The organism is Nocardioides sp. CPCC 205120 (assembly GCF_048654585.1).
GTDB lineage: Bacteria > Actinomycetota > Actinomycetes > Propionibacteriales > Nocardioidaceae > Nocardioides.
The window spans coordinates 174903-187640 of the sequence record NZ_JBMCYY010000002.1 but is presented as its reverse complement, the minus strand read 5'-3'; the positions used below and the strand labels follow the sequence as shown (position 1 = coordinate 187640).

At 73.6% G+C, this 12738-nt stretch carries 11 protein-coding genes; 7 read left to right on the top strand and 4 right to left on the bottom strand.

Features of this window, described 5'->3' with window-relative positions; genetic code table 11:
• Positions 1 to 8: 8 nt before the first annotated feature.
• Positions 9 to 968, bottom strand: coding sequence for an aldo/keto reductase (locus tag ACOACO_RS11930; protein ID WP_420296495.1), 960 nt, complete (start codon positions 966 to 968; stop codon positions 9 to 11).
• A gap of 129 nt (positions 969 to 1097) precedes the next feature.
• Here ACOACO_RS11930 and ACOACO_RS11925 point away from each other — a divergent pair, with 129 nt between their 5' ends.
• Positions 1098 to 1922 (top strand): undecaprenyl-diphosphate phosphatase, encoded by an 825-nt coding sequence (locus ACOACO_RS11925; RefSeq protein WP_420296494.1) that lies wholly within the window; start codon positions 1098 to 1100, stop codon positions 1920 to 1922.
• Positions 1923 to 1941: 19 nt separating this feature from the next.
• On the opposite strand, the gene corA is transcribed toward ACOACO_RS11925, so the two are convergent.
• On the bottom strand, positions 1942 to 2919 hold the full coding sequence (corA, locus tag ACOACO_RS11920; protein WP_420296493.1) for a magnesium/cobalt transporter CorA: 978 nt from the start codon (positions 2917 to 2919) through the stop codon (positions 1942 to 1944).
• A gap of 35 nt (positions 2920 to 2954) precedes the next feature.
• On the opposite strand from corA, the gene ACOACO_RS11915 reads away from it, so the two are divergent.
• Genes ACOACO_RS11915 through mshC form a run of 4 tightly spaced genes read left to right on the top strand, consistent with a single transcriptional unit; the run spans position 2955 to position 6395 of the window.
• A complete protein-coding gene (locus ACOACO_RS11915) occupies positions 2955 to 3692 on the top strand; it encodes an MSMEG_4193 family putative phosphomutase (RefSeq protein ID WP_420296492.1) in 738 nt (245 codons plus the stop codon).
• A gap of 10 nt (positions 3693 to 3702) precedes the next feature.
• Complete coding sequence (locus tag ACOACO_RS11910; RefSeq protein WP_420296491.1) at positions 3703 to 4281, top strand: DUF3090 family protein; 579 nt, start codon at positions 3703 to 3705, stop codon at positions 4279 to 4281.
• Positions 4278 to 5126, top strand: a complete 849-nt coding sequence (locus ACOACO_RS11905) for an SCO1664 family protein (protein WP_420296490.1) — start codon at positions 4278 to 4280, stop codon at positions 5124 to 5126. The genes ACOACO_RS11910 and ACOACO_RS11905 overlap by 4 nt, the downstream gene beginning before the upstream one ends.
• Before the next feature lie 30 nt (positions 5127 to 5156).
• Positions 5157 to 6395: a cysteine--1-D-myo-inosityl 2-amino-2-deoxy-alpha-D-glucopyranoside ligase gene (gene mshC / locus ACOACO_RS11900; protein ID WP_420296489.1), complete on the top strand. Its 1239-nt coding sequence runs from the start codon at positions 5157 to 5159 to the stop codon at positions 6393 to 6395.
• Positions 6396 to 6421: 26 nt separating this feature from the next.
• On the opposite strand, the gene ACOACO_RS11895 is transcribed toward mshC, so the two are convergent.
• Entirely contained in the window at positions 6422 to 7273 is an 852-nt protein-coding gene (locus tag ACOACO_RS11895) for a PAC2 family protein (RefSeq protein ID WP_420296488.1), read from the bottom strand.
• A gap of 219 nt (positions 7274 to 7492) precedes the next feature.
• Between ACOACO_RS11895 and metH the strand changes: the two genes are divergently transcribed.
• Positions 7493 to 11137 carry a methionine synthase gene (metH, locus tag ACOACO_RS11890; protein WP_420297229.1) on the top strand — a complete coding sequence of 1215 codons (3645 nt, stop codon included), beginning with the start codon at positions 7493 to 7495 and terminating at the stop codon, positions 11135 to 11137.
• A gap of 1 nt (position 11138) precedes the next feature.
• Complete coding sequence (locus ACOACO_RS11885; protein WP_420296487.1) at positions 11139 to 11807, top strand: HAD family hydrolase; 669 nt, start codon at positions 11139 to 11141, stop codon at positions 11805 to 11807.
• Here the strand turns inward: ACOACO_RS11885 and ACOACO_RS11880 are convergent.
• A complete protein-coding gene (locus ACOACO_RS11880) occupies positions 11804 to 12679 on the bottom strand; it encodes a RecB family exonuclease (RefSeq protein ID WP_420296486.1) in 876 nt (291 codons plus the stop codon). The genes ACOACO_RS11885 and ACOACO_RS11880 overlap by 4 nt on opposite strands.
• Positions 12680 to 12738: the final 59 nt, after the last annotated feature.

Here is a 12738-nt window from a genome sequence, read left to right as displayed (position 1 = left end):
CGGGCGGGTCAGTCCAGGGCGGACACGTCGTCCAGTGCGTCGGCGATCTCGGCCGGCAGCACCTTGTCCTCGACACCGAGGATCGAGCGTAGCTGGGCGGCGGTACGCGCCCCGACGACGGGCGCCGTGACGCCGGGCCGGTCGCGCACCCAGGCCAGCGCGACCTCCGCCGGCGACCAGCCGAGCCCGTCGGCGGCCTTGACCACCGACTCGACGACGCCGCGGGAGCGGTCGTCGAGGTAGGGCTCCACGAAGGAGGCGAGGTGGGACGTGGCCGCGCGGGAGTCGGTGGGCGTGCCGGTGCGGTACTTGCCGGTCAGCACGCCGCGGCCCAGCGGGGACCAGGGGAGCAGGCCGAGCCCGAGGCCCTCGGCGGCGGGCACGACCTCGGCCTCCACGGCCCGGTTGAGCAGGGAGTACTCGACCTGCAGCGACGCCAGCGGCGCCCGGCCGGGCACGGCCTGCTGCCAGGTCGCGGCGCGCGCCGCCTGCCAGCCGGCGTAGTTGGAGACGCCCACGTAGAGCGCACGCCCCGTCGCCACCGCGTGGTCGAGCGCCGCGAGGGTCTCCTCCAGCGGCACCTCGTCGGACCACACGTGCACCTGCCACAGGTCGACCCGGTCGGTGCCGAGGCGGCGCAGCGAGGCGTCGAGGGTGGTGAGCAGCGCCCGCCGCGACGTGTCGCGGGCGCCCCGGCCGGGCGTGCCGCGGCGCTGGCCGAGGCCCGCCTTGGTCGCCAGCACGACGTCGTCGCGGGCCACCACGTCACCGAGCAGGGAGCCCAGCAGCTCCTCGGCCGCACCGTCGCCGTACGCCGCCGCCGTGTCGAGCAGCGTGCCGCCCCGCTCGGTGAACGCGCCCAGCGCCTCGCGCGCCTCGTGCTCGTCGGTGTCACGGCCCCAGGTCATGGTGCCCAGCCCCAGGCGTGAGACGCGCAGGCCCGTCGCCCCGACCGTTCGCTGATGCATGCGGGCCAACCTATCCACCCCGGTGCCGCGCGACGCGCGAGGACGCGCCGCCGCCGTGAGGTGACCCACACCGCACGCGCCGTCACGGGGGCACGGGGCACGGCGGCCCGCCCCGTAGGCTCGGCGATCGTGTGGGACTACCTCCAGGGCGTTGTGCTCGGCATCATCCAGGGACTGACCGAGTTCCTGCCGATCTCGAGCAGCGCGCACCTGCGCATCTTCCCGGAGCTGTTCGGCTGGGAGGACCCGGGCGCGGCCTTCACCGCCGTGTGCCAGATCGGCACGGAGCTGGCGGTGCTCCTCTACTTCCGCAAGGACATCTGGCGGATCGCCTCGTCCTGGCTGCGCTCCTTCGTGCGTCCCGAGCTGCGCGGCCACCTCGACACGCGGATGGGCTGGTTCATCATCATCGGCTCGTTGCCGATCGTGGTGCTGGGCCTGCTCTTCGAGGACGCGATCGACAGCGCCCTGCGGAGCCTCTGGATCGTCGCCACGATGCTCGTCGTGCTCGGCATCGTGCTCGGTCTCGCCGACCGCTACGGCTCCACGCAGCGCACCCTGAAGGACCTCACCGTCGGTCACGCCGTCCTCATGGGGCTCGCACAGGCGGCCGCGCTCGTGCCCGGCGTCTCCCGCTCCGGCGCCACCATCTCGATGGGCCGTGCCCTGGGGTACGAGCGGGAGGTCACCGCCCGCTACGCCTTCCTGCTCGCGATCCCCGCCGTCGTCGGCGCCGGCGTCTACAAGCTCAAGGACGTCCCCGGCTCGGACAACCCCTACGGCTGGGGGCCGACGATCACCGCGACCGTCGTGTCCTTCTTCGTCGGGTACGCCGTGATCGCGTGGCTCCTGCGCTACGTCTCCACCCGGTCGTTCCTGCCCTTCGTGACCTACCGGGTCGTGCTGGGCCTCGGCGTCATGGGCCTGCTCGCGGCGGGCGTGCTGAGCGCCTGAGCGGCTGCGCAGCCGGGCCCTACAGCCACCCCGAGCGCTTGAACTGCCACCACAGGAACCCCGAGACCAGCACCATCACGCCGAGCGCCATCGGGTAGCCGAAGAGCCAGTGCAGCTCGGGCATGTGGTCGAAGTTCATCCCGTAGATCCCGGCGACCAGCGTCGGCGCGGCCACGAGCGCGACGCCGGCGGAGATGCGGCGCATGTCCTCGTTCTGCTGCACCGAGATGCGGGCCAGCTGCGCCTCGAACGCCGCGGCCAGGAGGCCGTCGAGGTACTCGACGACCTCCGACACGCTCACGAGGTGGTCGAGCACGTCGCGGAAGTACGGCGCCGCCTCGTCGGCCACCGCGTCGACGTCGCCGGCCACGATGCGCCGCAGCGGCTCCCGCAGCGGCATGACGGCTCGTCGTACCTCGCCCAGCTCGCGCTTGAGCTGGTAGATGCGCGCCGTGTCGTCGGTGCGGGCGGGGGAGAACACCGACGCCTCCACCTCGTCGACGTCGACCTCGAGGGCGGCGCCGACCTCCGCGTAGTCGTCGACCACCCGGTCGCAGAGCACGTAGAGCACCGCCGAGGGGCCGTGGCTCAGCACCGAGGCGCGCTGCTCGAGGTCGAGCCGCACGGCGTGCAGGTCGCAGCCCTCGCCGTGGCGCACGTGCACGACGAAGTCGCGGCCGACGAACACCCCGATCTCCCCGGTCTCGACGGCGTCCTCCTCGTCGACGTACCAGAGCGTCTTGAGCACGACGAAGAGCTGGTCGCCGTACCGCTCGAGCTTCGGCCGCTGGTGGGCGGTCACGGCGTCCTCCACCGCGAGCGGGTGCAGCCCGAAGTGGTGGGCCACCTCGTCCATCTCGGCCGCGTCGGGCTCGACGAGCCCCACCCAGACGAAGTCGCCCGGGCGCCGCGCGGCGAGCACCCCGCCGAGGTCGTCGGCGGGGCAGTCCACCTCGACCCGCTCCCCGGCCCGGTACAGGGCGTTGTCCACGATCACGGGCACAACCTAGGCCCACGGCTAGGGTCGGTCCCATGGCCACCGTGATCCTGCAGCGCCACGGGCGCACCACCGCGAACGCCGGCGGGGTGCTCGCGGGGCGCACCCCCGGCGTCCGCCTGGACGAGACCGGCGAGCGCCAGGCGCGGGACGCGGCCGCCCGGCTCGCCGTCGTGCCCCTCGCGGCCCTCGTCTCCAGCCCCCAGGAGCGCTGCCTGCAGACCGCGTCGTACGTCGCCGCCCACCGCCCGCCCGACGCCCCGGCCCCCGAGGTCGAGGTGGACGAGGGGCTGGCGGAGTGCGACTACGGCGACTGGCAGGGCAGCCCGATCGCCGAGCTGGCGAAGGACCCGCTGTGGAAGGTCGTGCAGCAGCAGCCCTCCGCGGTGCGGTTCCCCGGCGGGGAGACGCTGCGCGCCATGCAGCAGCGCGCCGTCGACGCGGTCCGGCGCCGCGACGCCGAGGTAGCCGCCGCCCACGGTGACGGCGCCGTCTGGCTCGCCGTCACCCACGGCGACATCGTCAAGGCGCTGCTGGCCGACGCGCTCGGCCTGCACCTCGACCTCTTCCAGCGGCTGCACGCCGACCCGGCGTCGCTCACCGTCATCCGCTACACCGCGGCCCGCCCGATGGTGCTGCAGACCAACACCCACTCCGGGGACCTGTCCTGGCTGGCCGCGCCGCCGGCCGCCGCACCCGCCGCGGGCGCCGCCGAGGGCGACGCGGTCGTGGGGGGCGGCGCCGGGCCGGGGACCCCGCCACCCGCCCTCTAGGGTTGCTGGCATGCCTCCCGTGGTGCACCGCTTCGACCCCCCGGACCGCTTCGTCGTCGGCACGGTGGGGGAGCCGGGCTCGCGCACGTTCTTCCTCCAGGCCCGCGAGGACGCGCGCGTGGTGTCGATCTCCCTGGAGAAGCAGCAGGTCCTCGCCCTCGCGGAGCGCGTCGACGAGCTGCTCGACGAGGTGATGGCCAGCGACCAGCACACCGGCATCGTGCCCGCGCTCGCGCCGGTCGACCTCGTCGACAACGAGCCGCTGGACCAGCCGATCGAGGAGGAGTTCCGCGCCGGCACCATGACGCTGTCGTGGGACCCGGCCGACGACCGGATCGTCATCGAGGTCTTCCCGTTCACCGAGGAGGCGCTCATCACCCCCGGTCAGCCGGAGGAGGAGATCGACGAGCCCGAGCCCGACGAGATCCTGCTGGTGCGGGTCTCCGCCGGCGCCGCCCGGGCCTTCGTGCAGCGCGCCGTCTCGGTGGTCGAGGCCGGCCGGCCCACCTGCCCGTTCTGCGCCGAGCCCATCGACCCCGACGGCCACCTCTGCGTCCGGGCCAACGGCTTCCGCCGCCGCGACCCGTGACCCCGGGAACCCCCGGGCCCCAGGACCCCACCGGGCCTGCCCGGCCCACCGAGCCCTACGAGCCCGACGAGCCCGACGAGCAGCGCACCGCCCGGCTCCTGGAGGGCGAGCTGCGGCTGCAGGGCCGCGTGATGCCGGCGTCGAACGCCACGTTCGTGGCCGAGATCGACGGCGCCCGGGTGGTCTACAAGCCCGTGCGCGGCGAGCGCCCGCTGTGGGACTTCCCCGACCACACCCTCGCGGGCCGGGAGGTCGCGACGTACGAGCTGTCGGTCGCGACGGGGTGGGACGTGGTGCCGCCGACCGTGCTCCGCGACGGCCCCCACGGACCCGGGATGGTGCAGGCGTGGCAGGAGTCCGACCCGGAGCAGTCCGCGGTCGACGTCGTGCGCGCCGGTGAGGTGCCGCCCGGGTGGCACCACGTGTTCGACGGCCTCGACGCCGCCGACGAGCCCGTCGCCCTCGTCCACGAGGACACCGCGGCCCTGCGCCGCATGGCCGTCCTCGACGTCGTGGCCAACAACGCCGACCGCAAGGGTGGGCACGTGCTCGAGATGGCGGACGGCCACCGGTACGGGGTGGACCACGGGCTGACCTTCCACGAGGAGCCGAAGCTGCGCACCGTGCTGTGGGGCTGGGCCGGCGAGCCGCTGCTGCCCGACGAGGTCGCCGTGCTCGAGCGCCTCGAGGCCGACCTCGGGGGCGACCTGGGCGAGCGGCTGCGCCGGTGGGTGACCCCGCTGGAGGTCGTCGCCGCCCGCGCCCGGTGCCACGCCCTGCTCGACGACGGCCACCTGCCGGGCCCGGGGGAGGACTGGCCGGTCATCCCGTGGCCGCCGTTCTGATGCGGCGGCGACCCGGATAGGCTCCCCGGCATGCGTGCGTGGTCTGCTCCCGACGTCCCGACCCTCCCGGTGACGGGCCCTCGGGTCTCGCTCCACGACACCGCGACCGGCCGCCTCGCGCCGACGCAGCCGCACGGGCCCGCCCGCCTCTACGTCTGCGGCATCACGCCGTACGACGCCACCCACATGGGCCACGCGGCGACGTACGTCGCGTTCGACCTGCTGGTGCGCGCCTGGCGCAACGCCGGCCACGAGGTCACCTACGTGCAGAACGTCACCGACGTCGACGACCCGCTGCTCGAGCGGGCCGACAAGGTCGGCGTCAGCTGGGTCGACATCGCCGAGCGGGAGACGCAGCTGTTCCGCGAGGACATGGAGGCCCTGCGGGTCGTGCCGCCGGCCCACTACGTCGGCGCCGTGGAGTCCATCCCGTGGGTGATCGAGCTCGTCGAGCGCCTCGCCGAGGCCGGGGCCGTCTACAACGTCGACGACGACCTCTACTTCTCGGTGGCGGCCGACCCGGGCTTCGGCACGGTCTCGCGCGCCGACCGCGCCACCATGCGGGCCGTCTTCGGCGAGCGTGGCGGCGACCCCGACCGCGCCGGCAAGCGCGACCCGCTGGACTGCCTGCTGTGGCGCGCCGAACGGCCGGGCGAGCCGGCGTGGGAGAGCCCCTGGGGCCGCGGCCGCCCGGGGTGGCACATCGAGTGCACCGCCATCGCGCTGCGCCACCTCGGCTCGGCGTTCGACGTCCAGGGCGGCGGCAGCGACCTCGTCTTCCCCCACCACGAGATGTGTGCGTCCGAGGCCCAGGTCGCCGTGCCGACCCACCCCTTCGCGCGGGCCTACGTGCACGCCGGGATGGTGGCCTACGACGGCGAGAAGATGTCGAAGTCGCGCGGCAACCTCGTCTTCGTCTCGCAGCTGCGCCGCAGCGACGTCGACCCCATGGCCATCCGGCTCGTGCTGCTCGAGCACCACTACCGCTCCGACTGGGAGTGGACCGACGACCTGCTGTGGAGCGCCGGCCGCACCCTGGAGTCGTGGCGCAAGGCGGTCGCCCTCGGGGCGGGCGCCCCGGCCGGCCCCGTCGTCGAGCGCGTGCTCGCCGCCCTCGCCGACGACCTCGACGCCCCGACCGCGCTGGCGGTCGTGCAGGACTGGGTCGACGCCACCCTCGGTACGACGGGGCTCGCCGACACCTCGGACCCCGACGCCGGCCGCGCCGTGCGGCAGGTCGTCGACGCCGCGCTCGGCGTCGTGCTCTAACCCTCGCTCGGGCTCCCGCCCGGGGCCTAGCCCTCGGAGCCGCCGCGTCGCTTGAGGTAGCGCTCGAACTCGCGGGCGATCGCCTCGCCGCTGGCCTCCGGGAGGTCCGCGGTGTCGCGGCTCTCCTCGAGGGCGCGGACGTACTCGGCGACCTCCTCGTCCTCCTCGGCCAGCTCGTCCACGCCGCGCTCCCAGGCACGGGCGTCCTCGGGCAGGTCGCCGAGCGGGATCGACACGCCCAGCAGGTCCTCGAGGTGGTTGACGAGCGCGAGCGTCGCCTTGGGGCACGGGGGCTGCGCCACGTAGTGCGGCACCGCGGCCCAGTAGGAGACCGACGGCACGTCGAGGCGCACGCAGGCGTCCTGGAGGACGCCGACGATCCCGGTCGGGCCCTCGTAGGTGGACTCGTCCACCTTGAGGCTGTCGACCAGCTCGGGCTCCGACGCCGTGCCGGACACCGGGATGGGCCGGGTGTGCGGGGAGTCGGCCAGCAGCGCCCCGAGCGTGACGACCATCGTGCCGCCCAGCTCGTCGCAGGCGGCGAGGAGCTCGGCGCAGAACTGGCGCCAGCGCATGTTGGGCTCGATGCCCCGCACGAGGATGACGTCGCGGTCGAGGCCCGGGGGCGAGGCCACCGCGATGCGGGTGGTCGGCCAGGTGATGCGCCGCATGCCCTGCTCGTCGTTGCCGACGGTGGGCCGGTTGACCTGGAAGTCGTAGAACTCCTCGGGGTCCACCGCCCCGACGACACGGGCGCCCCACACGTCGATGAGGTGGTCCACCACGCCGCTCGCGGCGTCGGCGGCGTCGTTCCACCCCTCGAACGCGGCGATCACCAGGGGGTCCACCAGGCCGGGGACGTCGTCGAACTCGATCACCCGACCAGCCTAGTCCGGGGGGCCGCCGCGCCCCCGGCGCGCCCGGGTGGGCCCGGGATTTCAGCCCTCCTCCGCCCGGGTGCCACCATCTGGTACGCCCGTCCACCTCTTGGACCCGTGACGGAAGGTTGACTCGTGCCGGCTCCCCACCACCGCCCCGACTGCACCGCCGAGCTCACCGAGGCGCTGCGCTCGCGCATCCTCGTCATCGACGGCGCGATGGGCACGGCCATCCAGCGCGACCGCCCCGACGAGGCGGGCTACCGCGGCGAGCGCTTCGCCGACTGGGAGAGCGACCTCGTCGGCAACAACGACCTGCTGACCCTCACGCAGCCGCACATCGTCCGCGGGATCCACGAGGAGTACCTGGCGGCGGGGGCCGACATCGTCGAGACCAACACGTTCAACGCGAACGCGATCTCGCTGTCGGACTACGGCATGGCCGAGCTGGCCTACGAGCTCAACCACGCAGCGGCCGCGCTGGCCCGCGAGGCCGCCGACGCCCACAGCACGCCGGAGCGGCCGCGCTACGTCGCCGGCGCGCTGGGCCCGACGACGCGCACGGCGTCCATCAGCCCCGACGTCAACGACCCCGGGGCGCGCAACGTGACCTGGGACGAGCTCGTGGCGGCGTACACGACCGCGGCCCGCGGGCTCGTCGACGGCGGCGCCGACCTCCTCATCATCGAGACGATCTTCGACACCCTCAACGCGAAGGCCGCGATCTTCGCCGTCACCGGGCTCTTCGCCGAGCTGGGCCGGCGCTGGCCGATCATCATCTCCGGCACCATCACCGACGCGTCGGGCCGCACGCTGTCGGGCCAGACCACCGAGGCGTTCTGGTACTCGGTGCGCCACGCCCAGCCGCTGCTCGTCGGCCTCAACTGCGCGCTGGGCGCGCGGGAGATGCGCCCGTTCCTCGCCGACCTGGCGCGGGTGGCCGACACCTTCGTGTCGGCGTACCCCAACGCGGGCCTGCCCAACGCCTTCGGCGAGTACGACGAGGCCGCCGCCGAGACCGCGGCCATCGTCGGCGAGTTCGCCGAGGCGGGCCTGGTCAACCTGGTCGGCGGCTGCTGCGGCACCACGCCCGACCACATCCGCGCCATCGCCGGCGCGGTCGAGGGCGGGACCCCCCGCGTCGTCCCCGAGGTGCGCCCGGCCCTGCGCCTCGCCGGCCTCGAGCCCCTGACGGTCGACGCCGACAGCCTCTTCGTCAACATCGGCGAGCGCACCAACGTCACGGGCTCGGCGCGCTTCAAGAAGCTCATCAAGGACGGCGACTACGACGCCGGTCTGTCGGTGGCCGTGCAGCAGGTCGAGAACGGCGCGCAGGTCATCGACGTCAACATGGACGAGGGGATGCTCGACGGCATCGCCGCGATGGACCGGTTCCTCAAGCTGGTCGCCTCCGAGCCCGACATCAGCCGCGTGCCGCTCATGGTCGACTCCTCGAAGTGGGACGTCATCGAGGCGGGCCTGAAGTGCGTGCAGGGCAAGCCGATCGTCAACTCGATCTCCATGAAGGAGGGCGAGGACGCGTTCCGCGAGCAGGCGCGGCTGGTGCGCCGCTACGGCGCCGCCGCCGTCGTCATGGCCTTCGACGAGGACGGCCAGGCCGACTCGCTGCAGCGTCGCAAGGACATCTGCGCCCGCGCCTACCGGATCCTCGTCGACGAGGTCGGCTTCGAGCCGGACGACATCATCTTCGACCCCAACGTGTTCGCGGTGGCGACGGGCATCGAGGAGCACGCGGCCTACGGCACCGACTTCATCGAGGCCGTGCGCTGGATCCGCGAGAACCTGCCCGGCGCCCACGTCTCGGGCGGCATCTCCAACGTCTCGTTCTCGTTCCGCGGCAACAACCCCGTGCGCGAGGCGATCCACGCCGTCTTCCTCTTCCACGCCGTGCGGGCGGGCCTCGACATGGGCATCGTCAACGCCGGCGCCCTCGTGGTCTACGACCAGGTCGACGAGCGGCTGCGCGAGCGCATCGAGGACGTCGTGCTCAACCGCCGCGCCGACGCCACCGAGCGCCTGCTCGAGATCGCGGAGGAGTACCGCGGCACCGGCGAGGTGGCCGAGGTCGTCGCCGACGAGTGGCGCTCCCTGCCCGTCGGCGAGCGCATCACCCACGCGCTGGTGAAGGGCATCGACGCCTTCGTCGAGGCCGACACCGAGGAGCTGCGCCAGGAGATCGCCGAGCGCGGCGGGCGCCCTATCGAGGTGATCGAGGGGCCGCTCATGGACGGGATGAACGTCGTCGGCGACCTGTTCGGCGCCGGCAAGATGTTCCTCCCGCAGGTCGTGAAGTCGGCGCGCGTCATGAAGAAGGCCGTCGCCTACCTCATCCCCTTCATCGAGGAGGAGAAGGCGAACGACCCGGCGCTGGCGACGGCGAAGGACACCAACGGCACGATCGTCATGGCCACGGTCAAGGGCGACGTGCACGACATCGGCAAGAACATCGTCGGCGTCGTGCTGGCCTGCAACAACTACGAGGTCATCGACCTCGGCGTCATGGTGCCGGCCCAGAAGATCCTCGACGCGGCGAAGGAGCACTCCGCCGACATCATCGGCCTGTCCGGGCTCATCACGCCGAGCCTCGACGAGATGGTCAACTTCGCGAACGAGATGCAGCGCCAGGGCCTCGACATCCCCCTGCTCATCGGCGGCGCGACCACGTCGCGGGCCCACACCGCGGTCAAGGTCGACCCGCGCTACGACGGCCCGGTCGTGTGGGTGAAGGACGCCTCCCGGTCCGTCCCGGTCGCCGCGGCGCTCCTCGACGGCGCGCAGCGCGAGAAGCTCCTCGCCGCCACCCGCACCGACTACGACGCCCTGCGCACCCGCCACTCCGGCAAGCAGGAGCGCAAGCTCGTGCCGCTGGAGGCGGCGCGGGAGCGGCGCACCCCGATCGACTGGTCGTCGTACGAGCCCGTGGCCCCGGCGCGGCCGGGCGTGCACGTGCTCGACGACTACGACCTCGCCGAGCTGCGCGACTACATCGACTGGCAGCCGTTCTTCAACGCCTGGGAGATGAAGGGCCGCTTCCCCGACATCCTCAACAACCCCACGACGGGCGAGGCCGCCCGCCGGCTGTACGACGACGCGCAGGCCATGCTCGACCAGCTGATCGCCGAGCGCTGGATCACCGCCCGGGCCGTCTTCGGGTTCTTCCCGGCGGCGGGCCGCGGCGACGACACGGTGCTGTACGACGACGACTCCCGCACCTCCGAGCGCGCCGTGCTCCACCACCTACGCCAGCAGGGCGAGCACCGCGAGGGCGTGCCCAACCGCTCGCTCGGCGACTTCGTCGCGCCCGAGGAGACGGGGCTCGCCGACCACGTGGGCGCCTTCGCCGTCACCACCGGCATCGGGCTGGAGGAGCGGGTCAAGGCCTTCCAGGCCGACCTCGACGACTACAACGCGATCCTGCTGGAGGCCTTGGCCGACCGCCTGGCCGAGGCCTTCGCCGAGCGGCTCCACGAGCGGGTGCGCACCGAGTTCTGGGGCCACGCCGCGGGGGAGCGGCTGAGCAGCGAGGAGCTCATCGCGGAGCGCTACACCGGCATCCGCCCCGCGCCCGGCTACCCCGCGTGCCCCGAGCACACGGAGAAGCTGACGCTGTGGGACCTCCTCGACGTCGAGGCGAGCACCGGCATCAGGCTCACCGAGTCGATGGCCATGTGGCCCGGCGCGGCCGTGTCGGGCTGGTACTTCGCGCACCCGCAGTCGCAGTACTTCGTCGTCGGCCGCCTCGGTCGCGACCAGGTCGCCGACTACGCGGAGCGCAAGGGCTGGACGCTGACGGAGGCCGAGCGCTGGCTGTCCGCCAACCTCGGCTACGACCCCGAGGACTGACGTGGGCGAGCAGACACCCGGCCTGCCCGCCGCCGCCCTGTGGGACATGGACGGCACGCTCGTCGACACCGAGCCCTACTGGATCGCCACGGAGTTCGAGCTCGCCGAGCGGTACGGCGGCACGTGGAGCACCGAGCACGCGCTCAACCTGGTCGGCAACGACTTGCTGGTCTCCGGCCGCTACATCCGCGAGCACATGGGGATCGAGCCGAGCGCCGAGGAGATCGTCGAGCTGCTGCTCGACGGCGTGGTGGAGAAGGTGCGGCGCGAGGTGCCCTGGCGTCCCGGCGCCCGGGAGCTGCTCGCCGACCTCGCCGCCGCGGGCGTTCCCTGCGCCCTCGTCACGATGTCCTACCGGCGATTCGTCGAGCCGATCCTCGCGGACCTGCCCACCGGGGCGTTCGCGGCCGTCGTCACCGGCGACGAGGTCGAGCACGGCAAGCCGCACCCCGCGCCGTACCTCACCGCGGCCGACGCGCTGGGGGTCGACCCCGGCGACTGCGTCGCGATCGAGGACTCCGCCACCGGCGTCGCGTCGGCCGTCGCCGCCGGATGCCGCGTGCTCGCGGTGCCCCACCACGTCGAGGTGCCGGCCGGACCGGGGCACACGACCCACGACACGCTCGCCGGGCTCGACGCCCGCGCGCTGTGGACCCTCGTCGGCGGTTAGGACAGCACGGGCAGGGCCGGGCGCTCCGCCGACGCCTGGGGCGTCGGCAGCGGCGGGGGAGTGCCGCCGTACACCGGGCACAGCGCCTGGTGGGAGCACCAGCCGCACAGCCGGCTCTTGCGGGCCTGCCACTCGCCGGTGCGCGTCGCGGTCTCGATGGCCGACCAGACGGCCTCGACCTTGCGCTCGCAGGCCAGCAGGTCCGCCTCGTCGGGCCGGTAGCGGATGACCTCGCCGCTGCCCAGGTAGATCAGCTGCAGCATCGCGGGCACGACACCGCGGGTGCGCCACAGCACCAGCGCGTAGAACTTCATCTGGAACAGCGCCTTGGCCTCGAAGCCCGCGCCGGGCGCGCGGCCCGTCTTGTAGTCGACCACCCGCACCAGGCCGTCGGGCGTCACGTCGAGACGGTCGACGAACCCGCGCAGCAGCAGCCGCGAGGGGGTGACGGTCTCGACGTAGAGCTCGCGCTCGGCGGGCTCGAGGCGGCGCGGGTCCTCCAGCGTGAAGTAGCGCGCCAGGACCTCCTGGCAGGCGGCGAGCCACCCGTCCTCCGCCACGCCCTGCGTCGTGAACGCCTCGGCCAGCGCGGGGTCGTCCGCGCGCAGCTCCTCCCACACGGGCCGGAGCAGCTCGGCGGCCCGCTCGGGGGTGCGCTCGTCGGCCGCGACGTCGAACAGCACCTCCAGCACCCGGTGCACCAGCGTGCCGCGCAGCGCGTCGAGCGACGTGGGCTCGGGCAGGCGGTCGACGTGGCGGAACCGGTAGAGCAGGGGGCAGGTGAGGAAGTCGCCGGCGCGGCTGGGGGAGAGCGTGCCGGCGACCTCGCCCGACGCCGACAGCGTCGAGAGGGCATCGGCCGGGGAGGACATGGGAGCAACCCTAGGTGAGCGGACCGACGGTCCGCGCAGGCTCGTCGGATAGCCTCGTG